This is a genomic window from Terrisporobacter petrolearius, from assembly GCF_020748185.1.
GTDB classification, from domain to species: domain Bacteria; phylum Bacillota; class Clostridia; order Peptostreptococcales; family Peptostreptococcaceae; genus Terrisporobacter; species Terrisporobacter petrolearius.
The window spans coordinates 66,261-88,796 of sequence record NZ_JAHZMO010000007.1; the positions used below are offsets into that span (position 1 = coordinate 66,261).

At 28.8% G+C, this 22,536-nt stretch carries 27 protein-coding genes; 5 read left to right on the plus strand and 22 right to left on the minus strand.

Translation table 11 applies throughout. The annotated features are described in order from the left end of the window. Position 1: 1 nt before the first annotated feature. From K0040_RS06260 to K0040_RS06300, 9 genes are all read right to left on the minus strand, one after another. Positions 2 to 955, minus strand: coding sequence for an ABC transporter ATP-binding protein (locus K0040_RS06260; RefSeq protein WP_331476278.1), 954 nt, complete (start codon positions 953 to 955; stop codon positions 2 to 4). Between the two features lies 1 nt (position 956). Beyond that, positions 957 to 1,928, minus strand: a complete 972-nt coding sequence (locus K0040_RS06265; protein ID WP_316719484.1) for an ABC transporter ATP-binding protein — start codon at positions 1,926 to 1,928, stop codon at positions 957 to 959. 9 nt (positions 1,929 to 1,937) lie between these two features. Next, positions 1,938 to 2,771, minus strand: coding sequence for an ABC transporter permease (locus K0040_RS06270; RefSeq protein WP_228108071.1), 834 nt, complete (start codon positions 2,769 to 2,771; stop codon positions 1,938 to 1,940). 15 nt (positions 2,772 to 2,786) lie between these two features. After that, the gene (locus K0040_RS06275) at positions 2,787 to 3,731 is read right to left on the minus strand and encodes an ABC transporter permease (RefSeq protein ID WP_228108072.1); all 945 of its coding nucleotides are present in this window, start codon (positions 3,729 to 3,731) and stop codon (positions 2,787 to 2,789) included. A gap of 62 nt (positions 3,732 to 3,793) precedes the next feature. Then, positions 3,794 to 5,359: an ABC transporter substrate-binding protein gene (locus tag K0040_RS06280; RefSeq protein ID WP_228108073.1), complete on the minus strand. Its 1,566-nt coding sequence runs from the start codon at positions 5,357 to 5,359 to the stop codon at positions 3,794 to 3,796. Positions 5,360 to 5,570: 211 nt separating this feature from the next. Further along, a complete protein-coding gene (locus K0040_RS06285; RefSeq protein ID WP_228108074.1) occupies positions 5,571 to 7,655 on the minus strand; it encodes an FtsX-like permease family protein in 2,085 nt (694 codons plus the stop codon). Continuing rightward, the gene (locus K0040_RS06290) at positions 7,645 to 8,412 is read right to left on the minus strand and encodes an ABC transporter ATP-binding protein (protein WP_228108075.1); all 768 of its coding nucleotides are present in this window, start codon (positions 8,410 to 8,412) and stop codon (positions 7,645 to 7,647) included. Before K0040_RS06290 ends, K0040_RS06285 begins: the two co-directional genes overlap by 11 nt. Positions 8,413 to 8,525: 113 nt before the next feature. Then, positions 8,526 to 9,554, minus strand: coding sequence for a sensor histidine kinase (locus K0040_RS06295; protein ID WP_228108076.1), 1,029 nt, complete (start codon positions 9,552 to 9,554; stop codon positions 8,526 to 8,528). Next, positions 9,551 to 10,219 (minus strand): response regulator transcription factor, encoded by a 669-nt coding sequence (locus K0040_RS06300; RefSeq protein ID WP_228108077.1) that lies wholly within the window; start codon positions 10,217 to 10,219, stop codon positions 9,551 to 9,553. Before K0040_RS06300 ends, K0040_RS06295 begins: the two co-directional genes overlap by 4 nt. Positions 10,220 to 10,450: 231 nt before the next feature. Between K0040_RS06300 and K0040_RS06305 the strand changes: the two genes are divergently transcribed. Genes K0040_RS06305 through K0040_RS06320 form a run of 4 tightly spaced genes read left to right on the plus strand, consistent with a single transcriptional unit; the run spans position 10,451 to position 11,679 of the window. Then, positions 10,451 to 10,765: a hypothetical protein gene (locus K0040_RS06305; protein WP_228108078.1), complete on the plus strand. Its 315-nt coding sequence runs from the start codon at positions 10,451 to 10,453 to the stop codon at positions 10,763 to 10,765. Between the two features lie 43 nt (positions 10,766 to 10,808). Next, positions 10,809 to 11,015, plus strand: a complete 207-nt coding sequence (locus K0040_RS06310) for a hypothetical protein (protein ID WP_228108079.1) — start codon at positions 10,809 to 10,811, stop codon at positions 11,013 to 11,015. A 54-nt stretch (positions 11,016 to 11,069) separates the two neighbouring features. Further along, the gene (locus tag K0040_RS06315) at positions 11,070 to 11,375 is read left to right on the plus strand and encodes a hypothetical protein (RefSeq protein ID WP_228108080.1); all 306 of its coding nucleotides are present in this window, start codon (positions 11,070 to 11,072) and stop codon (positions 11,373 to 11,375) included. A gap of 13 nt (positions 11,376 to 11,388) precedes the next feature. After that, complete coding sequence (locus tag K0040_RS06320) at positions 11,389 to 11,679, plus strand: hypothetical protein (RefSeq protein ID WP_228108081.1); 291 nt, start codon at positions 11,389 to 11,391, stop codon at positions 11,677 to 11,679. A 53-nt stretch (positions 11,680 to 11,732) separates the two neighbouring features. Here the strand turns inward: K0040_RS06320 and K0040_RS06325 are convergent, their stop codons facing one another. From K0040_RS06325 to K0040_RS06350, 6 genes are all read right to left on the minus strand, one after another. Beyond that, positions 11,733 to 12,497 carry an SH3 domain-containing protein gene (locus K0040_RS06325; RefSeq protein WP_228108082.1) on the minus strand — a complete coding sequence of 255 codons (765 nt, stop codon included), beginning with the start codon at positions 12,495 to 12,497 and terminating at the stop codon, positions 11,733 to 11,735. Positions 12,498 to 12,856: 359 nt separating this feature from the next. After that, a complete protein-coding gene (locus tag K0040_RS06330) occupies positions 12,857 to 14,101 on the minus strand; it encodes an NAD(P)-dependent oxidoreductase (protein ID WP_228108083.1) in 1,245 nt (414 codons plus the stop codon). Between the two features lie 225 nt (positions 14,102 to 14,326). Next, the gene (megL, locus tag K0040_RS06335; protein ID WP_228108084.1) at positions 14,327 to 15,526 is read right to left on the minus strand and encodes a methionine gamma-lyase; all 1,200 of its coding nucleotides are present in this window, start codon (positions 15,524 to 15,526) and stop codon (positions 14,327 to 14,329) included. A gap of 239 nt (positions 15,527 to 15,765) precedes the next feature. Next, entirely contained in the window at positions 15,766 to 15,963 is a 198-nt protein-coding gene (locus K0040_RS06340) for a hypothetical protein (RefSeq protein WP_228108085.1), read from the minus strand. A gap of 42 nt (positions 15,964 to 16,005) precedes the next feature. Continuing rightward, positions 16,006 to 16,182: a hypothetical protein gene (locus K0040_RS06345; protein WP_228108086.1), complete on the minus strand. Its 177-nt coding sequence runs from the start codon at positions 16,180 to 16,182 to the stop codon at positions 16,006 to 16,008. Between the two features lie 225 nt (positions 16,183 to 16,407). Next, positions 16,408 to 16,632: a hypothetical protein gene (locus tag K0040_RS06350; protein ID WP_228108087.1), complete on the minus strand. Its 225-nt coding sequence runs from the start codon at positions 16,630 to 16,632 to the stop codon at positions 16,408 to 16,410. A 235-nt stretch (positions 16,633 to 16,867) separates the two neighbouring features. On the opposite strand from K0040_RS06350, the gene K0040_RS06355 reads away from it, so the two are divergent. Then, entirely contained in the window at positions 16,868 to 17,257 is a 390-nt protein-coding gene (locus K0040_RS06355; RefSeq protein ID WP_228108088.1) for a rhodanese-like domain-containing protein, read from the plus strand. A gap of 54 nt (positions 17,258 to 17,311) precedes the next feature. Here K0040_RS06355 and K0040_RS06360 read toward each other — a convergent pair whose 3' ends face one another. The 7 genes from K0040_RS06360 to K0040_RS06390 all read right to left on the minus strand — a co-directional run bounded on the left by K0040_RS06360 (position 17,312) and on the right by K0040_RS06390 (position 22,534). Then, a complete protein-coding gene (locus tag K0040_RS06360) occupies positions 17,312 to 17,524 on the minus strand; it encodes a hypothetical protein (RefSeq protein WP_228108089.1) in 213 nt (70 codons plus the stop codon). Between the two features lie 348 nt (positions 17,525 to 17,872). Beyond that, positions 17,873 to 18,919 carry a pseudaminic acid synthase gene (gene pseI / locus K0040_RS06365; RefSeq protein ID WP_228108090.1) on the minus strand — a complete coding sequence of 349 codons (1,047 nt, stop codon included), beginning with the start codon at positions 18,917 to 18,919 and terminating at the stop codon, positions 17,873 to 17,875. A gap of 16 nt (positions 18,920 to 18,935) precedes the next feature. Then, complete coding sequence (gene pseG / locus K0040_RS06370; protein ID WP_228108091.1) at positions 18,936 to 19,949, minus strand: UDP-2,4-diacetamido-2,4,6-trideoxy-beta-L-altropyranose hydrolase; 1,014 nt, start codon at positions 19,947 to 19,949, stop codon at positions 18,936 to 18,938. A gap of 8 nt (positions 19,950 to 19,957) precedes the next feature. Next, a complete protein-coding gene (locus tag K0040_RS06375; protein WP_228108092.1) occupies positions 19,958 to 20,398 on the minus strand; it encodes a GNAT family N-acetyltransferase in 441 nt (146 codons plus the stop codon). Between the two features lie 5 nt (positions 20,399 to 20,403). Continuing rightward, a complete protein-coding gene (locus tag K0040_RS06380; RefSeq protein WP_228108093.1) occupies positions 20,404 to 21,147 on the minus strand; it encodes a cytidylyltransferase domain-containing protein in 744 nt (247 codons plus the stop codon). Positions 21,148 to 21,166: 19 nt separating this feature from the next. Further along, the gene (locus K0040_RS06385) at positions 21,167 to 21,850 is read right to left on the minus strand and encodes a PIG-L deacetylase family protein (RefSeq protein WP_228108094.1); all 684 of its coding nucleotides are present in this window, start codon (positions 21,848 to 21,850) and stop codon (positions 21,167 to 21,169) included. Then, a complete protein-coding gene (locus tag K0040_RS06390) occupies positions 21,851 to 22,534 on the minus strand; it encodes a formyl transferase (protein WP_228108095.1) in 684 nt (227 codons plus the stop codon). It lies immediately after the preceding gene. Positions 22,535 to 22,536 lie beyond the last annotated feature (2 nt).

The window sequence follows — 22,536 nt, forward strand, 5'->3', positions numbered from 1 at the left end:
TTTAGACCATATGGCAATATACTATCTGATTTTCTCCAAATACTTTTGCCTTTGGTTCTTCTTTTTCACATATTTCTTTGCAGAATTTACATCTAGTTCTAAATCTACATCCTGAAGGTGGATTTAATGGATTTGGCACATCACCTTCTAGTATCTCTTCTTCTTTATTGTCATAAATAGAAGGGATACTACTAAGTAATGCTTTTGTATATGGATGTTTAGGATTTTCATAGATATCCTCAGTGTTTCCAATTTCCACAACTTTTCCCAAATACATAACACATACTCTATCTGATATATGTCTAACCATAGATAAGTCATGAGCTATAAATAGATAGGTCACACCAAACTCCTTTTGTAAATCTTCTAATAAATTTATAACTTGAGCTTGTATAGAAACGTCTAGTGCTGAGATTGGTTCATCACAAAAAACAAAATCAGGTTTAACTGATAAAGCTCTTGCTATACCAATTCTTTGCCTTTGTCCTCCACTAAACTCATGAGGATATTTTGTAGCACAATCTCTTGATAATCCTACTTTTTCAAGCATTTCATAAACTACTTCTTCTTTTTCTTTGTTTGATAAATCCGTGTGTATATCAAGTGGTTCTTTAATAATATCTTTTACCATCATATTTGGATTTAGTGATGCATAAGGATCTTGGAAAATTGTTTGAATTCTCTTTCTAAAAGATTTTAATTCCTTTTCACTTTTACTCCCTATATCTTCTCCATCAAATAAAATTTTCCCATCTGTCACATCATAAAGTCTTATTAAAGTTCTACCTAAAGTAGATTTTCCACAACCACTTTCTCCAACTAGACCTAAGGTTTCACCCTTTTTTATATAAAAACTTACATCATCTACAGCCTTAACTTCTTTAATATTCTTTTTGATTATTCCATTATTTTGTGCGAAATATTTTTTTAGATTCTTAACTTCAATTAAGTTCATTTTACTCATCCTCACTTACTTTTACACATTTCACCTCATGTGTTTTGCTTAATACCCTTGTGGCTACAGCTTTTTTGCAAGCTTCTTTTCTTTCATCACATCTGTCATAAAAAGGACATCCACTTGGCATATTAAATAAGTTAGGTGGTGTGCCTTGTATTGGTACCAATCTTTCTTTCTCAGAAGTTTTACCCTTTGGTATGGACTTTAAAAGACCTTTTGTATATGGATGTTTTGCATTTTTAAATATTTCATTTACTGTGCCTGTTTCCATGATTTGTCCACCATACATTACAATTACTTTATCACAAGTGTTATAAACTACTCCTAGGTCATGAGTTATTAGTATTGTTGAATTTTCATTTTCTTTATTTAAATTTTTAATTAGTCTTAAAATTTGTGCTTGTATAGTAACATCTAAGGCTGTAGTTGGCTCATCTGCAATTAATAATCTTGGTGATGAACTCATTGCCATAGCTATACAAACTCTTTGTCTCATACCTCCACTAAATTCATGTGGATAATTATCAATTCTTACCTCTGGTGATGGTATTCCTACCATTGTAAGTAAGTCTATGGCTTTTTCTCTAGCTTCTTTTTTCCTAAGTTTTTCATGTCTCATCAAAACTTCACTTATTTGTTTTCCTACTTTTATAAGAGGATTAAGAGCTGTCATTGGATCTTGAAAAACCATTGATATTTTATTTCCTCTTATCTTTCTCATTTCCTTTTCATCCAGCTTGGCTAAATCTTTTCCATCAAATAATATTTCTCCACCTACTACTTTTCCTGGATGACTTATTAAACCCATTATGGATTTTGAAGTTATACTTTTCCCACTTCCACTTTCTCCAACTAATCCAACTATTTCTTTTCTTCCTATATTAAAACTAACATCTCTTAAAGCTTCTACTTCTCCTTTTGGAGTAAAGAAGGATGTTTTTAAGTTTTTCACTTCCAATATATTACTCACTTCTGCCACCTACCTATCATTTGCCTTAGCTTCAAATGTTGATCTTAGTGTATCTCCAATCAAATTAAAACTTAATACTGTTAATAATATAAACATACCAGGGAAAATCGCCATATAAGGAGCTTGTCCTAAGTAAGCTTGGGCATCCTTTAACATACTCCCCCAAGATGCATTTGGTTGTTGAACACCAAGACCTAAGAAACTAAGAGAAGATTCCATAAGTATGGCACTGGCTATATTAATACTAGAGGTAACAATTATAGTAGGCAGTATACTTGGTATTATATGCTTAAAAATTATATTAAAATGACTTTGTCCTACAGACTTCGCATATAATATATACTCTCTTTCTTTTACTGATAATGTCTCTGCTCTAACTACCCTTGCTATGCTCATCCAACCTAATAGTCCAATTACCAAAATTATATTTTGAATTCCTGACCCTAAATATGAATTTATTACTATAATTAAGAAAAATGTTGGTATACACATTAATATATCTATAAATCTAGTTATAAAACTATCTATTTTCCCACCAAAATATCCACTTATAGTTCCTATAATTGTTCCAAAAGCTGTGGAAATTAACATAGATAAAAATCCAACAGTCAATGAAATTCTTCCACCATATAAAGTTCTTGTGAAATAGTCTCTTCCCATATTATCTGTTCCAAATAAATTACTTCCCCCTGGTGATTTAAGTCCACCCACTGGATTTATCTTATTGGGATCAAAAGGACTTAAAAAAGCTAAAATACACGCTACACATAATACACCTATTACAGTAAGTGCTAATAGTGCTAATTTATTGTGTTTAAAATTATTTTTTAATCTTTGTACCATGTGATTCTCCTCCCATTACCCTTTAATTCTTGGATCTATTAATTCGTATAATAGATCTGCCATTAGATTACCTATTATTAATATAAAAGAGGAAAACATAGTAATTCCCATAACCACAGGGTAATCATAGCCAAAGATTGAGTTTATGCCCAGCTGACCCATTCCAGGCCAACCAAAAATTGTCTCTGTTATAAAGGCTCCTGTTACAAGTTGTGGAAGAGACATAGCAAATATTGTTATTACAGGTAATAAGGTGTTTTTTAGTACATGTTTAAATAATATATCTTTAGTAGTTGCACCATAGGCCCTTTGTGTAAGCACATAGTCCTCCCTAAGTTGACTTATAGTGCTCGATCTTATATATCTAGTAAACACACATATATTATAGTAACTAAGAATAATTACAGGCATTACCATATGTTTTAGTAAGTCTACAGTATTTTCTACTCCTGCTGTTCTCATTCCAATACTAGGTAGTAAACCTAATTTTAAAGAAAATGTATATATAAGTATCATTGCAAACCAAAAACTTGGTATTGATATTCCTATATATGAAACAATGTTTAATAATTTATCTATTGTAGAATCTTTTTTATATCCTGTCACAAGTCCAATAGGTATTGCCACCAATATTGATAATACTAAGGCTGTAACTGTTATTAAAAGTGTATTTGGAAGTCTTTCCATAATCACTTGTATAACTGGTCTATGACTAATTAAGGAGTATCCTAAGTTTCCTTGCAATGCATTTATTAGCCACCTAAAATACTGAATAAATATGGGTTTATCCAGCCCCATACTAACTCTAATTCTTTCTATATCATCTGGATTCATTTGGGGTGTTATATAGACTTGTAACGGATCCCCTGGAGCCATTTGCATTAACAGAAATGACACTAATGATATAAAGAATAACATGGGGATTAATCCATATAATCTTTTTATAACTTTAATTTTCATATTGCTCTCCTATTTTCATTGTAAAAAATAGCCCAAAAGATAGGGCTATTTTTCATATCATATTAGCTTTTAACTTTTATACCATTTAAATCTCTAAACATAAATACAGGTGCTAAGTTAGCTCCTGTTGTATCATAGTTCTTATCCACTGCTATTATTGATTTAGGGTAGCTTATTGGGTAAAGTGCTGCATCTTTCGCTAAAATTTGTTGTATTTCTTTGTATAAAGCATGTCTTTTATCATTATCTGTTTCTTTTAAAGCTTCTTTGAATTTCTTATCTATTTCTTTATTAGCATATCCAGACATATTATCACTTCCATCACTTATAAATAATGAAGCATATTCTGCTGGCTCACTTCCCATTACATAACCATTTAAGGCTAAATCAAAACTTGCTTTTTTACCATCAAATAATTCACCATAGAAAGCACTTTTCTCCATTGGTTTTAATTCCACTTCCACTCCAACATCTTTCAAGTTACTTTGTATAACTAAAGCTGTTTTCTCTTGTTGAGTTTTGTGAGTAGAATAAGCTAATTTTAATTTTAGATCACTTACTCCAGCTTCTTTTAATAACTTTTTAGATTTATCTTTGTCTTGCTCATATTTTTCAACATGATCAGTGTAAGACATTGCGTTTGATGCAAATAATGAATAAGCTTTATTTGCATATTCTTCTGATTTATATGCTGCTGTAATTATTTCGTCTTTATTTATAGCATAAGATAAAGCCTGTCTTACCTTACTATCTTTTAAAGTGTCATTTATATTTTGCATAAATATAAGGTTATCAACCATGCCTTCATCAAATTCTATTAATTCAATATTATCTTTTCCTTCAATGTCTGATATTTCATCTGGTTGAACATATTTAGCATTAATTTCTCCATTTTGAAGGGCCATATTAGCAGAGTTGGAATCAGCTATTACCCTATATGTAATAGTTTGTAAATTTCCTTTTTCCCCATAATAATCATCAAATCTTTCTAAAGTTATTAGCTCTCCAGTTTTGTATTCCTTAAATTTGTATGCACCGTTACCTACTGGAGAATTATTCTTTTCACTTTTAGCTAAATCTTTTTCTCCTTCATATATATGCTTAGGTATTATTCTTATATTTCCTAGCATAGTTTCAAATGAAGTAGATACTACGGGTAATTTAAACTTTACTGTAGTGTCATCTATTTTAGTTGCCTCTACTGCTGTATCTTCTATAACAAATTTGCCTCTATTTATTGATGCTTGATTTTCATCTAATATACTTTCCATAGTAAATATTAAATCATCTGCTGTTAAAGCTTCATTATCATGCCATTTCAAACCAGACTTCAATTTAACTGTATATGTTAAAAAATCATCTGATACTTTAACATCCTCTGCTAGATAGAATGTTTTCTCACCCTTCTTATCTACAACATATAATGGGTTGTATAAAGCATTCATCACTGTTAGTGAAACTCTATCATTTGCATAAAGTGGATTTAGATTAACTGCGTCTCCACCTGCTGCTATATTCATTGTTGTTATGCTAGAACTACTAGACGATTCCTGTGATGCAGAACATCCCACACCAAAAACCATAGTCCCCACTAGTCCTAGTGCTAATAATTTTCTTTTTAATTTCATCTTCTTCCTCCCACCATTTTTTATTATCATTTTGATAATTGAATTGTAACATTTTATATTTTTAATTTCAATACTTTTATTATCATTTTGATAATTAAATTGATATAACTTAATTCTAGAACTTATCAACAGCGTAAATAGAACTATAATCTCCTAACATGTAAAAAAAGTCAGGTAGATTAATTTTATCTACCTGACTTTTTTATATATTTTAATATTCTTTAGATTTTATATTTCTTTTGAATGTGTAATAAGTACCTGCATAATAGCACACATATATAAATATCATTAAAATCATGGCTATTACAATGTTAATTACAAAGGCCTTATCACCTATATAAGAATTAATTATATCAGAATTTAAAATATAATAATTAGATATAAATATTACAAAGCCAATTAAAGCTATAAATATGGGAATTACAAAATATATGGATATTTGTTTTAAAATTATTTTATTAATATCATCCTCTTCTACTCCCAACTTTTTAAGTACATTGAATCTGCTACTGTGCTCTATAGAATCAGAAAGTTGCTGAAGGGCAAGAACTGTTAAACTAATCATAAGTAAAACTGTTCCCAAATATATTCCTAAAATCCTCATGGCTAAAGTTGCATTTAAAATATTATTAGTTTCAAAAGATTTCACTCTAGTGTCAATTAAATATTCACTTATATCTTTATTTTTATATTTTTTTGTTAAATTCTCATTATTATTTTTAAACCAATTGTATATATATTTACCTTTAAATTCTATGATTTTCTCAAAATCTACTTCCTTCTTTGTATTAACTAATAAATTAGTACTTGCAAGGGTTAGATTTTCACATAACTTGTCTGGCAATACTATAATATGATCTGATTGAATATTGTAAATTCCCTCTCCAAAGGACTCTGTGTAATAGCCAGTATTACTAATATTTAATTTTTTCCCATCTACATTTATAACTGAATTTTTCTTTATGGATTTTTTTATATCATCTTCCTTTATGATTTTTTGCCACTGAGTAGTAAATTCATTATCTTTTAGGGAAATCTCCTTATAACCTAACATACTTCTTAACTTATTGAAATCACTTAGTTTCACTGCAACTACAGGTATATTGTCCACATCTCTTATATAAAAATCTTCTTTATTCAAAAAGTATTTTTCCACCTGACAGTACTCTTCAACACCATAATTATTATCATTTAAGTATTTTATAACTTCATCATAATTTATTTTAGGTATGTCCTTAATATCCTTTAAACTTGTATTTTCATCAAGTCTATAACTATATTCATTTCTCACATCTATATCAAAAGGTACTCTATAGTCCAAATATCCTATGCTCCATTGACTCATTACAAGAGTTAGCATAAAACTAATAGCTGCCCCTAAAAAAGTAATACAAATAGTACCCATTAGGATTGGAGCTGTTTTTATTTTTGATACTATACCTCCTATTAAAAAAAGATTTGTATTTTCGTATTTAAAATTAATGCATCTCTCTTTTATAAAAATCATTATATATGCTATAGAATAAAAAAGTAGGTATGTAGCTACTATAAAACTTACTAGGGATATTACTTGGAATATCAATCCGTTTTTATAATCCAACGCTGAGTATCCCTTATTGTTAATAAGTTTATAAGTACAGTATCCTCCCACACTATATAAAATCACTGACAGTCCAAATATTATTGCATAAAACTTACCACTTCTTTTAAATTGAAACTCTGTTTTCTTCTCCATGTTCATCATATTAATCAGCTTTAATTTTCTCAAAACTCTAATATTGTAAACTCCAATTATACAAAACATGGATATGAAAAATATAAATGTTATAACCACAGTATCCATATACAACCTAAAGTTAAATACTACCTCTTGTTTTGCTGTAACTAAAACTATTGCCGTTACTACTTGTGAAAACAAAGTCCCTATGCATATTCCACATATTATAGCCATTATCCCAACTATTAACGTTTCAATAAAAAACATTAAAGCCACACTTTTTTGTTCACTTCCAAGTAATATATATGTAGCAAATTCTCTTTGTCTTCTTTTCATCATATATTTATTTACATAACCAACTAGGATTATCAAAACTCCTGTTATTACATAAGTTGAATATTTTAATATAGCTTTTAAAACCTCAAATTTATAGGACTTTTCTGTTATAAGTTCATAACTTGAACTTGATAAAGACATAAAAGCATAAAATAAACTTACACATAAAGTTATAGTTATAAAATATATTAAGTAGTCTTTAATTGATTTTTTTGCATTTCCCAGTGCTAATTTAACGTACATCCCTAACGTCACCACCTAACAATGCAACCACATCTAATATTTGATTGAAGAACTGCTTACGACTATTTTTACCTTTTATTAGCTCAGTAAAAATCTTTCCATCTTTAATAAATAAAATCCTATCACAATAACTTGCTGTAAATGAATCATGAGTTACCATTAATATTGTAGCTCCTAAGTCTTTATTCATATTTGAAATCATCTCTATAAGCATTTGTGCTGACCTAGAATCTAGGGCCCCTGTTGGCTCATCAGCTAAAATAATCTTTGGATTTGTTATTAATGCTCTTGCACAAGCAGTTCTTTGTTTTTGCCCTCCAGATACTTCGTAAGGATATTTTGAAAGTAAATCTTCAATTTCCAATTCTTTTGCCACATTTAGAACTTTTTCATCTATTTCTGTTTTTTTAGTTCTATTAATTGTAAGGGCCAGTGCAATATTTTCATGTATAGTTAAAGTATCTAATAAATTAAAATCTTGAAAAATAAATCCTAAATTTTCTCTTCTAAACTTTGCTATCTTCTTTGGAGTTATTTCTGTTAAGTCTTGCTTATCTAAATAAATATGACCAGAACTAACTTCATCTATAGTGGAAATGGTATTTAACAATGTTGTCTTTCCCGATCCTGATGGACCCATAACCCCTATAAATTCTCCCCTTTCCACGTTAAAACTTATATCATCTATCGCCTTAACTATATTTCCTTTGTTACCATAATATTTTTCTATGTTTTCTATTTTTAGTATTTCACTCATCAATATCACCTCCCCTTTATCTTACCTTATTTTCTTATTAGCTGATTCGATGTAATGTTACTTTAAAGTTACGATGTTGTCACCTAGTGGTCTATGGCATTAAAAAAAGGAACTTAAGTAAGATCCTTTTTTTCAAACTTACAAAAGCTTCCCTTTGGAAAAGTAATAATAACTTTTGTATATTTATTTTCTTTAGAGCTTATGCATATTAATAGCCCCAGTTTATCACATAGTTTCTTACACAAATACAGTCCTATTCCTGTTGATTTAGTATTTGTTCGTCCTTTATTTCCTGTAAATCCTTTTTCAAATACACGATTTATTTCATTTTCTGGTATTCCTATACCATTATCTTCTATAATTAGTTGTGTTCCATTTTTAATATCCTTAGCGTATATTTTTATAATAGGCGATTCATTTTTTCTGTATTTTGCAGAGTTAACTAGAATTTGATTTATTATAAACTCTAACCACTTGCTATCACAATAAATGCTTTTATTTGTATTTTCAGTTTCAATATCTATACTGTTTAAAATCAATAGTTGCTTGTTTTTTATAATAACCCTATTTACACATTCTTCTAAAGATATTTCTTTAATAAGATAATCTTTTTCCACATCTTCACTTCTTGCATAAAATAAAGCTTGCTCAACATAAGCATCTATATTTTCTAATTGTTGTAGTACTGCTCTAGAAGTAGCTGTTTTATTGTTTTCTTCTATTAATTTAATAGATGATATGGGTGTTTTAACTTCGTGTATCCACTGTTCTATATATTCTTTATAATCTTTACGTTGTTTTTGTATTTTATTAATTTCTTCTCTCATGGACTTGCTAGATTTTTTTAACAAATAATAATATGGAACAGCATCCACATAGGGAGGTACATCTATAATCTCACTAATTAAATATTTCTTATCTAGATTATTTGTACACTTTAAAACTTCATTGAAATAATCATTTCTTTTTTTATATTCAAAAGTAAAAAATAATGTAAGTACTATAATCCAAGAAATTACAATAATTTTTACACTTTCAAAAGTATTTCCAATACTAAACAAGAAAACAACAAGTGTTATTAATGAGATAAGATTTATAAATATTACGCTAATTTTATTTTTTAAGTATTCTTTTAAACTCATATTATGTATCCCTGGCCTCTTTTAGTTTTTATAAAATCACTTAGGCCAATCTCTTCTATCTTATTTCTTATTCTTGTTATATTAACAGTCAAAGTATTATCATTTACAAATAAAGAACTATCCCATAAATATTCCATAATATCTACTCTAGACACTATCTTTCCTTTGTTATTAAGTAAATAGTGCAAAATCTTCAACTCATTTTTAGTAAGCTCCACAGTCATTCCATCATGTTCTAAAGTACTTGATAATATGTTAAGCTTTAACCCCTTATATTTTATAATATCCATGGATTTATCATTGGGATAAGCTCTTTTTAACAAGGAAGATATTCTAACTAAAAGTATTTGGGTGTTATATGGCTTTGTTATAAAGTCATCTCCCCCCAGGGTAATTCCCATAAGTTCATCCACATTTGTATCTCTGCTTGTAATAAATATAATTGGCACCTTTGAAAAACTTCTTATCTCTGTACAAATTTTAAATCCATCTTCATTTGGCAAGTTTATATCTAATAATATTAAATCTGGGTTATTATTTTCCACTTGGGAAGATATATTATTAAATTCTTTTATTTTTGTTACTAAATAACCATTATTAAATAACATATTCCCCAGTTCATTTTGTAGTTGTTCATTGTCGTCTATTATCATTATGTTAAACATATTTAATATCCCCCCTTTAAATTTTTATACTAATATATTACTTCTTATTTTGTTAAAAATAAAGTCCTCTCTTAATACATACTCTTTTTTGACAATAATTCTTTATCGCAAAAACAGCCAAATATATTCTTTATTTTTGTCTTCTTATGTAACTTTTTGTAGCCTTAATTAATAATATAAATTAGTAGATTAATAAATCTATTAATTTATATAAAAAAGGGTGATCTTTATATGGCTATTTTTAAAATGTCTGAATTATCTGTTACAGCTCCTGCTGAAGGAAGCGCTGGTGTGATTATAGCATCCAATCCAACATTAACTGATGAAACTTATTCTTTAGCTAGTGGTACTGTTGCAGATAGTAGTGTTCCTATTGAGGGTGCAGCTGTAGTACTGGTAGAAATAACTACTACTCCAGCTAGTTCTACAAATGTTGCTATTGCTTATACTAATGCAGATGGCAAATTTGGTATTCCTTATGAATTCAGCACAGATGCTGGGACAACTTATCAACTAGATGTTTATACTCCAAACACATTATCTTAATAACTTCTAATTATGGTTAATAATATGGAGGTAGCTTAAGTCTATGGAAACAAAAATAATTGATGGAAAAGAATATACTAAAGTTGGTATAAAGGAATTAAGTATAAATGGTGAAAAAAGTGAGAATTCATTTTCTTCAAATGATATTGATAATAAAGGTGAAATTTCTTTTAATATTCAAATTGATTATGATGTAGAAAATAATCCAACTTCTTCCACCACAGACTCCTCAGATAATAAATCAAAATAATTAAAAATCATGGATTAGGCTTTTATAGCCTAATCCACGATAATAGGAGTTGCTATGAGTTATAAAGTAATAACTTGCACAATAAAAAAAAATGAGATTAAGGATAACGTCTTAATAAATAAAATATTTATTTTAGAAAAGGAGATAAATTCAGTAATAATTGGTACTGTTACAAATAAGGAAGGTAAAGTTATTAAGGGATGTGCCGTTGTTTTACAGGAGTATAGTAGCCAAGAAGGTCAAATCATAGATAAAAGTATTGTATATACAAATGAGGAAGGATATTTTGGCTTTTCTCTAGTCTTAAGAAAAGATAAAAATTATAGAATAATTGTTTACGCCCCAAATAATCTGATTTAATGGAGAATTGTATATGGGAACTTTTAAAGATACTATGAATGTAAGAATTAATCAAGGCGAATTAGTTAGCAAAGTATCTGTGTTAAAAAGACAGATGGGTTCCGTAGTTATAGGTACTGTTTTATTTAGTAATCATAGACCTGTAAATGGTGCTGCTGCTGTTTTATCCTACATCGATCCAAAAACTAATGAAACAATTCCATTATCTTTCACATTTACTGATAGAAATGGTCAATTTATATTCGCTTTGAAAAATACATGTTGGGACTATGTTATAAATATAGTCTACAATGAGGAAGCATAATTGTTATGAAATTCACGTAAAAAGAGTAAGGCTACATACCTTACTCTTTTTAGTTATTTTAATATTTGTAGTGTTATTGTTTTAACTCCCCAGTTTCTGCAAGCAGACTGTGAATTCATATATATATCTACTTTATTTCCTTTTATTCCACCACCACAATCTTCAGCAGTGAAAACTTTATCTAATTCTTTTATATAAACTTTAGTTCCATAAGGAATTACCTTTGGGTCTACAGCTAATGTTCCATATTTTGCTTTTGTTCCTGTTGCTGTGTATCCTCCTCCTGTATATGCATAAGCTTTAACAGTAAGTTTTCTTGCAACATTTATTGATGATCCCGAATTTGATGAACTTGATGAACTTGTTTTATTTATATAGTTCTTGTGAGACCATCCAACTTGATTACCATCAAATTGTATTTTGTTCCAATCACCTGAAGAAGATAATACTTTTACCTTTTCTCCCTTGCTAAGTTTATCTACAACTTTGTACTTTTTTGATGCCCCGCTTCTAACGTTTACATTAGATTTTACTGAAGCATTTGTAGTAGTTAAGTATTTTTTACTAGACCATCCAGTTTTATTACCAGATAGTTGTACTTTGTACCATCCACTTTTTGAAGATAATACTTTTACTGCTTTACCTTTTTTAAGTTTATCTATTGATTTATATTTAGTTGATGCTCCACTTCTAACATTTACACTTCCTGTTGCCATTATATAAGTAGTAGCTGCATCAACATTTATAGGCTTAGCTATGCCTACCATTATCGCCAATGACGATAAAAGTGCTGTCACTTTTAAAGTTTTTTTGAACATACGTCTTCCCCCTATATTAATCTTCAGGACTCTATTTTACATAAAAAATTATTTCTGTCTCTGTTTTCTTTTAACTTTATATATGTATTATATTACATTTCTGTAACTTTTTAAAGGGGTTAACAGTAAAAAATTTACAAATAAGTAACATCATTGAATAAATGTTCTTATTTTCCAAACCTACACACCAGTGTTTTCAATTCATTCACTTAGCAACAGTTTTTTTCAAAAAAATTTCTCTTTTTACCACTTTGTAACCTTTTAGTCAGTGTGTAATTTGCATTTTTTGTATCAAAATTATAAATAGCTAGACCGAAATATTTCATATTTCAATCTAGCTATTTTATCTATATATTTAATTATTTTTGTCTACAATATTCATCAATAGAATCAGCAACTTTTTTACCATGAGCCACAGCTTCTACTACTGTTCTTGCTCCTGTAACCACATCACCAGATGCAAAAACGCCTTGTTTTGTTGTGTGTCCAATATCATCTATAACAAGCAAACCATGTCTATTTGTTTCTAGATTTTCTGTGTTTGAAACAATATTGTTTTTTGGACTTTGACTAACAGCAATTATTACAGAGTCTGCTTCCATTAGCTTTTCTGAATTTTCCACATTGACCATCTTAGTTTTTCCATCTTCCTCAACAAACTTTGTATCAATAAATACAACACCTTCATCTACTATTTCCACAGGAGACTTAAATAATTCAAATTTAACTCCTTCTTCTTTTGCATCTTCTATTTCTGCATTTGTAGCTGTCATATGCTCAAAGTCTTTTCTATAAACAACAGTAACTTCTTTTGCACCATAGTACTTTGCAGTTCTTGCTGCATCCATTGCCACATTTCCAGCTCCTATAATTATAACTTTGTCACCTAATCTAAATGACTTTGGTGATTTTAGGTAGTTAATAGCATAGTGAACGTCACCTAAACTTTCACCTTTTATTCTAAGTGGTTTTGGATTCCATACTCCAGTACCTATAAATATTGCCTTGTATCCATCTTCTAACAATTTGTCTATTGTTAAAACTGGTCCAACTAAAGCATTATATCTAATTTTCACATTTAAATCTAAAAGTCTTTTTTCTATATTATCTAATACTTCTCTTGATAATCTAAAATCAGGTATTCCATATCTAAGCACTCCACCTATGGCTTCGTTTTTTTCAAATATAGTGATTTTGTATCCTCTTTTAGCTAAGTTAAATGCTAAAGTAATTCCTGCAGGTCCTGAACCTACAATTGCTATTCTATCTTCCAGTTTTTTGTGTTGTGTAAATCTTGCATTTTTTAAATATTCACTAGATATATGAGTCTCTAGCTCATGAAACTTCACTGGTTTATCCTTTATTCCTTTAATACAATTGCCTAAACATTGATCTTCATGAGGGCATATAACTCCACACACTGCTGATAGGGGATTATTCTCAAATAAGATTCGCCCAGCTTCCTCTATATTACCAGCTTTATAAAGGTCTATTATTTCTGGAATTGGCGTTTCCACAGGACAATTTGCCTTACATCTTGGCTTTTTACAATTTAAACATCTGCTTACTTCTTCTTGCAGTTCATTTATGTCTATTTTTCTCATAACCATCCTCCTGATGAATTTTGTGTATGTAAAACTTCTCTTATTTATTTTACTTGTATTATTCTTATTTTGCAAAAAATAAAAAAAATAAATACCCTCTTTTTCACATATCTATTAAGATACCCATATTATTTTACCCAAAACACTAATGTACAATAGTAAAAGCTACCCAAAATTACCTCTGGGTAGCTTTTTTTTTAATGTATTAGTAAAAATATAATAAACTTATAACAGTTGATCTAGCCCTTGTTTTAAATCATCTATAATGTCTTTTACATCCTCCAAGCCAACAGAAATTCTAACTAAACCGTCACTTATTCCTGCTGCTTCTCTTTCTTCCTTAGAATATGGAGAATGTGTCATAGAGGCTGCATGTTCCACTAGAGTTTCTGCATCTCCTAAACTTACTGCTAATATACAAAGATGAAGACTGTTCATTAATTTTTTACCAGCTTCTACTCCACCTTTTACTTCAAATGCCATTATTCCTCCGAACTGACTCATTTGCTTTTTAGCTAATTCATGACCTTCAAAACTTTCAAGTCCTGGGTAGTAAACCTTCTCTACTGCAGGGTGTGATTCTAAGAATTTTGCAACTTCCATAGCATTGGAACAATGTCTATCCATTCTTATTTGAAGTGTTTTCATTCCTCTTATCATTAAAAAGGCATCATTAGGACTTAAAACACTTCCTGTCATATCTTTTATACCAAACATTTTCACTTGAGTTATATAGTCTTCTCTACCCACAACTATACCTGCTATAACATCACCATGTCCATTTATATATTTTGTTGCAGAATGAACCACTATGTCCGCTCCAAGTTCAAGTGGTCTTTGTAAATAAGGTGAACAGAAAGTATTGTCCACCATAACCTGGCATCCCTCTACTTCATGAGCAATCTTACTTACTGCTTCTATATCTGTAATTAACATAGTTGGATTTGCTGGAGTTTCTAGATAAACTACCTTTGTATTTTTCTTCATTGCTTTTCTAATATTTTCTGGATCTGTAACATCAACAAAATCAACTTCCACACCATATCTCGTTAATCCATGATTAAGTAGTGCGAAAGTACATCCATATAAAGTGTTTGATGCTACCACATGATCTCCTGCTTTCAAAAGCGTCCATAAAGCTGAAGATATAGCTCCCATTCCTGAAGACATGGCAGCAGCCGCCTGCCCACCTTCTAGCATGGCTATTTTGTCTTCTAAAACCTTTGTTGTTGGATTCCCAAGTCGTGAATAAATATATCCCCCTTCTTCTCCTGCAAATCTTTTACCACCTTGCTCGGCAGAGTCAAAATAAAATGTTGAAGTCTGATAGATTGGAGTTGCTAATGTTCCTGGTGTGTTTTCTATAGTTCCTGCATGAATTGCCTTAGTTGCAAAGCCCATTTCTTTTAACGAATCATTGTTCATAATGAAGTACCCCCTAATTTTTTCAATAAAAGTTTTATGTTAAAATTAATTATTATGTACTTATCTTAATTATATTTCTTTACATATTTTCATACAACTGAATCTTAACAATTTTGCTATTTTATTCATATATATTAATACTATTTTTATACAATCACAAAAAACTAGCGCTAACTTATAAAATATAAGTTAACGCTAACCCTTATTTATTTTTTCTATTAACTGTAAATTTGATTAAATTAGCAACAATCGTCGTCTAAAAATCCACCACAACTTACTGTTATTAATAATAATATTAAGAATGGTATCCAAGCACAAATATCTATTTCTGCCCAGCAATCTTGGAATGCTAAGAATAAGAAGAATAATACTATTATCCACCATCCTCCAAACATTCCATCATCGCATCCACAGCCACCAAATAGTCTATCTAACATTATTTTGTCCCCCTACTTATTATGATTTATTAGTTGATTAGTCTAGAAGCAGTCACCACAACTGCAAAGTATTAATAGTATGATTAAGAATGGTATCCAATCCATTATATTTATATCACACCAAGAATCTCCAAAAGCTAAGAATAAGAAGAATAATACTATTATCCACCAAGCTCCTGCTCCAAAGAATCCATCATCTCCAAATAATCTGTCTAACATTGTTGTATACCTCCTGTTGATATATATTTTTATTATATTCCTCGAGCTCTCGCTCTTAACATATAATATGCAAATTTAATTATTTGTGATAATCTTTTTATCTTTGACTTAATAAATATTTTTTATATTTTTATTAACACTTTTAATTTACGATGAACTACTGCAAAAGATCTTTATATATATGCAGTAGTCCACCTTAAACTAGGTATTACTTTTACTCTTTAGTTAGCAATTGCAATCGTAGTCCACATCATTTTCCATACAGCTACAATCATTATCACTAACACCACAAGAGCAAACAATTAGTAGTAAAATCAAAAATGGGATCCAGTCTGTTATACAGATCTCAGCCCAGCATTCTTGAAAAGCTAAAAATAAAAAGAATAGGACTATTATCCACCAGCCTGTTCCTCCCAAACCTTCAAACATTCTAGTCAAACTACTATTCATTGTAATTACCTCCCTTTACCATAAAAGAGTTTACCTAGCTTATGTAAGTACACTAGATGACAATTGGCAAAACACTTCTATTATATAATATGTTTAAAAAATAAAAGTGTTACCTATAATCTTAAAAAGTTAAAATTCCCTTTAAATTTACATAGGAAATAGGCTTTATATATGATAAAATACTTAAAACAAACTTTAACTTGGAGGGATTAAGATACTAACATTAGATAAATTCATGAGAATATTTTTAAAAAAATATTTAGTTAAATACAATGATATTACTGATGAAATTACAATAGATGCAAGAACTGAGGATCAATATAACTCTGACAAAAAATTGCAATACAACGTACCCATTATTAATAAAATTCAATATGATTTTCTTCACAAATATTTAATTATTGCGGAGATAGTAATAATCTATGGTTTGTTAAAAAATATAAAAAAGATAAAATTAGAATTATTAAAAATATCTAATAACAAAAAATTAAAAATTGTTATCGCCTGTTCAAAAGGGAGACTTAGAAGCCCTACTCTATGGGCATACGCAAAGTATCTTGGTATAGATGCAAAAGTTTTAGATGGCGGAATAGCTTCCATTAAATCAAATGAATGTCTTATGTAAAAATTAAAGCTATGAATTGAAAATTTATATTTCCAATTCATAGCTTTTGCTTATTTAGCAACAGCAGTCATCTTCTTGTAGGAAGAATAGTAACATTACGATTAATATTATCCATATTATTGCTGAGTCTTCACAGAATATGAACTCTAGTAAATCGTCTCCAACCATAAATATTAAAAATATAACTATTAATGGTAATAAAAATCCTCCACCGCAACCACAATCAAAACCGCCAAATAATCTAGAAAGATTTGTATTTTCTGACATAATATCTTCTCCTTTTTTGATATTTAATAAGCTTCTTGCTTATTACTTTAAAATATGATTTTATTGGCTATTTTGTTACAGTTTTTCGCCAAAATATTAATTTTACAAAATTAATATTTTTCTATTTTAATAATCATCTACACAAAAAAGGCTACTTACTTAAGAGAGGTCACTGAAAAACTTGGTGACTTTCTATTTTGTAACTACTAAATCATAAATATTCATAATTGTATAATTAAAGAATTGAAAGATAAGTAAATATGAAAGCACTCTAAATAACCTCTATACAGAAATATAAAATCATACCTCTGCATAGAGGCTCTTTAGTAAGATTAACTTTGCCTCTAATTACTCTATTATTTCAAAAGTTAATGGAGTACCTTTTTTCGTATCTTGTTTTATTTTTTTGCCTAAAATATAATTGTAATACTTAGGATGCATTCCAAATCCTGGTCTAATAGATTTTACATTCTCTTGCGTTATAATTTCTCCTGCTTTTATATCCTTTACTATGAATAAAGATCTAGAGAATTCTCTGTTTTTCTTTTTCTTTTCAGTCAGCTCATAATCTACTGTACCCAGAGCTTTTTCAACTTTTCTAATAGAATCCACCATTTTTTTAAATTCTTCTGGCTCCATGGAAAATCCTGCATCTGGTCCTCCCATATTTCTATCTAGTATAAAATGTTTTTCTATTACTTTTCCTCCCAAAGCTACTGCTGTTATTGGTACTTCCATTTCCATGCTATGATCAGACAACCCTGATATAACATTAAATCTCTCTTTTAAATCTAATATTGTTAATAAATTAGAATCTTCCAATTTTGCAGGATATGATGAAGTACATTTTAATAAAATTATTTCTTCATTTCCTGCTTTTTTGCATGTTTCAACAGCCAATTCTATATCTTCCAATGTAGCTATTCCTGTAGATATTATCATTGGTTTTTTCTTTGATGCTATATATTCTATAAGAGGTATATCTGTTATTTCAAAAGATGCTACTTTGTATACATCCACTTTTAATTCTTCTAAAAAATCAGTAGCAGTTTTATCAAAAGGTGTAGAAAAAAATATTAAGCCTAAACTTTGGGCATAATCCTTCAATTCTTTGTGCCACTGCCAAGGTGTGTATGCCTTTTCATATAATTTATATAAAGTTGTTCCATCCCACACAGTTCCTTGTTTTATTTGAAAGTATTCATTATCACAATCTATAGTCATTGTATCTGGAGTATAAGTTTGCAGTTTTATTGCATCTGCTCCACTTTCTTTAGCTGCTTTTATAGTTTGTTTTGCAATATCTATATTTTGATTATGGTTTGCTGATAATTCGGCTATTATAAAACATGGTGAATTTTCATTTATTATTCTTGTTCCAATTTTAATATCCATATTTTCCTCCATATATTTATAACTTATAATTTAAAATTTCATCTACTATGTTAATTACACCTTTTCTTCCCACGTTCTGGATACATTTTTTACTCATATCTTCTCTTTTTGATTTGTTATTAATTAAATATAATAAGTTATTATATATCTGTTGCTCTTCCACTTCATTAAAATTACCTAGATTAATCATCATTCCGAGCTCTTTTGTTTTTCTTCCTATATTTTCTTGATTATCTGCCTGACATATTAGTATGGTAGGTATACCAAGTACGCCCAACTCATAAGTAGTGGTACCTGCTGCGGAAACTGCCACATCATTTTTTTTCATAATGTCTTTTACACCCTTCGGATTATTTATTAGATTAATATTTGAATTGATTAAGGATAAATTTTTTATAGTCTGCATATTTTTAAATTGTGGTCCTACTATAACATTTATTTGTTTATCTATTTTTGATATGCTTTTTAATACTGTTGGAGTGTAGTTGTTTATATCACATCCTCCCATTGTTACTAGAACATTTTCAACCCTATCTTTAATTATAATTGGTGATTCTTTTGTAAACTCTTCTCTTAATATGGCATAGTCACAACCTAACAACAATTTTGTATTTGGATTTATTAATTTGTATTTTAAATCTTTTGCATATATATTTGCATTTAAAATAATATGGCTAGGGTAATGGTATAAATTATTATCATCTATGGATACTAATAAATTTGTATTATAATAAATTTCTTCTAAGTATTCATTACTTATCCAGTATGAATCTATCAATATCATATCTAGTTTTAAATTTTTAATAATATCACATACTACTTTAGCCTCATCTTTTAGATTTTGACTTTTTATTATTTCATATTTCACTTTATTTTTATTTAATATTTCAATTAGTTTTTCATCATATTTTACTAAAAATATAACTTCTATATTTCTTCTTATAAATTCTTTTGCTATAACTAAACATCTCATAATGTGACCCATGCCAGTTTGACTGTTTCCATCAGCTCTTATTCCTATTCTTTTCATAACTAACCTCAATTAAAATTTGATTTATATATATATTCTATAAAATCATCATGTTTAATTTTTTCATAGCCAGCTTTTTCAAAGGCCTTCATAGATGCTATATTTTCTTTTTTTACATATCCTATTAAATTCACCTTAGTAATTTCCAATTTAATCAGTTGTAATATCTCTGTACCTATGCCTTGACCTCTATAATTTTCATCTATGCTGTAATCAATAAATCCATTATTATCACTTATGTTTACCCTTATTTGACCAACTTCATCATTATCTTTTAATACTATAAATATATGAGTATTTTCATCATTCATTTTATTTTTATACCATTTAATATGACTTTCCAAATCTATATCATTGGGAGAAAAAGAATTTTTTCTAACCTGACTGTCATTTGCCCACTTATATAACAAATTGCAATCTTCATAATTTGCAGATCTTAGCCTTATCATTTTTTTTACTCCTTTATATGTTTTTGCTTTATACTATTATTTATAAAATACAAATCAGGATTATTTTCCATAACTTCAATAACTTCTTTTAGATAAAAATTATTTTCTCCAAAGTATAAATTTTTGTATATTTCTTTTATTAATTTTAGATCTTCCTCCGTATCTAAAGTAAATCTATATTTGGAATAATCTATATTGTTTTTATAATAAAATATTTGGGTAGTATTTTCGTAAATATAAGGAGTAACATGCTCCAGTTGGTATGACTCTTTTGCATTTTCTTTTGCCTCTTTTAAAGCTTCATAGGAGAATATTTCTGTATCTAATCCCCTTGGATAAGTTCTTTTGCTATTATCAGCACATGCATTTGTAACCACTTCATAATTATTATTAATATAAAACTCTATCATTTCATCAACTACTTTAGGGTCTATTAGTGGACAGTCAGAAGTTATTCTAATTATAATATCTGATTTATTAAGTGTTGCTGCCTCATAATATCTATCTAGCACATTGTCTTCACTACCCCTAAAATATTTACATCCTATTTTTTCCACTTCCTTTACTATTAAATCATCTTTTTCCAGATTTGTTGTAGCTATTATTATGTCGTCAATATTTTTACATTGTCTAACTCTATCTATAACATGATGTAAAACAGTTTTACCATTAATATTCATTAATACTTTTCCTGGTAAACGAGTGGAACCCATTCTTGCTTGTATTATAACTGTTATTTTTTTCTTCATATTTTATACACCCCAAATATTATTTCTTTATTATTCTTACAACTTCAAAAACTTCTGCATATTCACAGTTTATAATGCTACCCCATTTTTTAGCTGTATATAATAAATTGTCTAAGGATCTTGGGTGAGGTCTTTCTCTTAATTCACCTGTATATTGTTTCATTGCTTCTAATTTGTATCCCATAAATCCAGTTACATCTACAAAATAATTAGGATTAAATTTATACTTATCTATAAAACTCCACTCTGTAGATGACACTGTTTCAAAACAATAAATTTCTCTTACAATTTCATCTGATATAGGTCTTGTTCCTGTTATTACAGCTTCATAAGTTACTTTATGATCCACATTTAAGTCTCCATGATGATGAGTATATATAATATCAGGCTTTATTTTATCAACATATTTTTCAATTATTTTTACAATATGAAGTAAATCATAACTATCAAATCTATTATCTCTCAAATTTGCTGTATATACATTTTTATAACCTATTATTTTTCCTGCTTTAATTGTATCTTCTTGCAATTGATTTAATTTATCTGCATCATAATTTTCCCTATTATCATATCTGGAGGTTACACCTTCTCCTAGTATTAATGCTTCACATTCATCTCCATTTTCCACATGTTTTCTTATTGTAGCTCCCACACCTAGTATTTCATCATCTGGATGTGCTGCTATTACAAGTACTTTGCTCAATTAATCTTCCTCCTTTTCAATTTCCACTGTTGCCACAATTTTATTGTATTTTAAACTAGCTCTAGAAAATTTTATTTTATAGTCGCCAAATTTTATAAACGCATTTGGATATCCTTCTCCATCCACCATTCTTATATAATTGTATATTTTATCTAAGTCAAACTCTGGCTTTAGTTCATTATCTTTTTGTGAAAGTCTTTGAAATGTTTCTATTGTTCCTTCTTGAGGTATAGGAGTTGGTCTATTATTTACTATATGGGGAATCATTTTATCAAATATAATACGAGATGCTCTTACAAATATTTCTTCTGCACTTCCATATAAATCTAAAGGTTCTTTTAAGTAAATATTTCCTGTATCTATACCACCATCTACTCTAAGTGCTGAAATTTTTGTATGTTTAATATTCCTTGAAATAAGATTTTGAAGTGGACTTCCTCCTCTTCCATAAGGTAGGTCTGTCATATGAAATACAATACATTCATAATCTTCATAAATCTCCTTTGGTATTAACCATGACCAATGAGGTAAAAAAATTATATCTGGATTAAAATTTTTAATATTTTCTAAAGTAAAATCATTATTTTCTGTTATAATTTCTATATTGTACTGTGGATTTTGTGATTTATATATAATTGCATTTGATTTATTCCACTCTTTAGTCGTTACAATTAATATATTCATAG

What these genes read in the sequence shown, in the direction of transcription:
- K0040_RS06340 (WP_228108085.1), bottom strand. Translation starts at nt 15,963, where the DNA reads ATGTTAGATAGACTATTTGGTGGCTGTGGATGCGATGATGGAATGTTT.
- K0040_RS06305 (WP_228108078.1), top strand. Translation starts at nt 10,451, where the DNA reads ATGGCTATTTTTAAAATGTCTGAATTATCTGTTACAGCTCCTGCTGAA.
- K0040_RS06350 (WP_228108087.1), bottom strand. Translation starts at nt 16,632, where the DNA reads ATGAATAGTAGTTTGACTAGAATGTTTGAAGGTTTGGGAGGAACAGGC.
- K0040_RS06330 (WP_228108083.1), bottom strand. Translation starts at nt 14,101, where the DNA reads ATGAGAAAAATAGACATAAATGAACTGCAAGAAGAAGTAAGCAGATGT.
- K0040_RS06260 (WP_331476278.1), bottom strand. Translation starts at nt 955, where the DNA reads ATGAACTTAATTGAAGTTAAGAATCTAAAAAAATATTTCGCACAAAAT.
- K0040_RS06380 (WP_228108093.1), bottom strand. Translation starts at nt 21,147, where the DNA reads ATGAAGAAAAAAATAACAGTTATAATACAAGCAAGAATGGGTTCCACT.
- K0040_RS06325 (WP_228108082.1), bottom strand. Translation starts at nt 12,497, where the DNA reads ATGTTCAAAAAAACTTTAAAAGTGACAGCACTTTTATCGTCATTGGCG.
- pseG (WP_228108091.1), bottom strand. Translation starts at nt 19,949, where the DNA reads ATGAAAAGAATAGGAATAAGAGCTGATGGAAACAGTCAAACTGGCATG.
- megL (WP_228108084.1), bottom strand. Translation starts at nt 15,526, where the DNA reads ATGAACAATGATTCGTTAAAAGAAATGGGCTTTGCAACTAAGGCAATT.
- K0040_RS06280 (WP_228108073.1), bottom strand. Translation starts at nt 5,359, where the DNA reads ATGAAATTAAAAAGAAAATTATTAGCACTAGGACTAGTGGGGACTATG.
- K0040_RS06285 (WP_228108074.1), bottom strand. Translation starts at nt 7,655, where the DNA reads ATGTACGTTAAATTAGCACTGGGAAATGCAAAAAAATCAATTAAAGAC.
- K0040_RS06300 (WP_228108077.1), bottom strand. Translation starts at nt 10,219, where the DNA reads ATGTTTAACATAATGATAATAGACGACAATGAACAACTACAAAATGAA.
- K0040_RS06290 (WP_228108075.1), bottom strand. Translation starts at nt 8,412, where the DNA reads ATGAGTGAAATACTAAAAATAGAAAACATAGAAAAATATTATGGTAAC.
- K0040_RS06275 (WP_228108072.1), bottom strand. Translation starts at nt 3,731, where the DNA reads ATGAAAATTAAAGTTATAAAAAGATTATATGGATTAATCCCCATGTTA.
- K0040_RS06390 (WP_228108095.1), bottom strand. Translation starts at nt 22,534, where the DNA reads ATGAATATATTAATTGTAACGACTAAAGAGTGGAATAAATCAAATGCA.
- K0040_RS06295 (WP_228108076.1), bottom strand. Translation starts at nt 9,554, where the DNA reads ATGAGTTTAAAAGAATACTTAAAAAATAAAATTAGCGTAATATTTATA.
- K0040_RS06315 (WP_228108080.1), top strand. Translation starts at nt 11,070, where the DNA reads ATGAGTTATAAAGTAATAACTTGCACAATAAAAAAAAATGAGATTAAG.
- K0040_RS06355 (WP_228108088.1), top strand. Translation starts at nt 16,868, where the DNA reads ATGAGAATATTTTTAAAAAAATATTTAGTTAAATACAATGATATTACT.
- K0040_RS06375 (WP_228108092.1), bottom strand. Translation starts at nt 20,398, where the DNA reads ATGATAAGGCTAAGATCTGCAAATTATGAAGATTGCAATTTGTTATAT.
- pseI (WP_228108090.1), bottom strand. Translation starts at nt 18,919, where the DNA reads ATGGATATTAAAATTGGAACAAGAATAATAAATGAAAATTCACCATGT.
- K0040_RS06360 (WP_228108089.1), bottom strand. Translation starts at nt 17,524, where the DNA reads ATGTCAGAAAATACAAATCTTTCTAGATTATTTGGCGGTTTTGATTGT.
- K0040_RS06310 (WP_228108079.1), top strand. Translation starts at nt 10,809, where the DNA reads ATGGAAACAAAAATAATTGATGGAAAAGAATATACTAAAGTTGGTATA.
- K0040_RS06320 (WP_228108081.1), top strand. Translation starts at nt 11,389, where the DNA reads ATGGGAACTTTTAAAGATACTATGAATGTAAGAATTAATCAAGGCGAA.
- K0040_RS06270 (WP_228108071.1), bottom strand. Translation starts at nt 2,771, where the DNA reads ATGGTACAAAGATTAAAAAATAATTTTAAACACAATAAATTAGCACTA.
- K0040_RS06345 (WP_228108086.1), bottom strand. Translation starts at nt 16,182, where the DNA reads ATGTTAGACAGATTATTTGGAGATGATGGATTCTTTGGAGCAGGAGCT.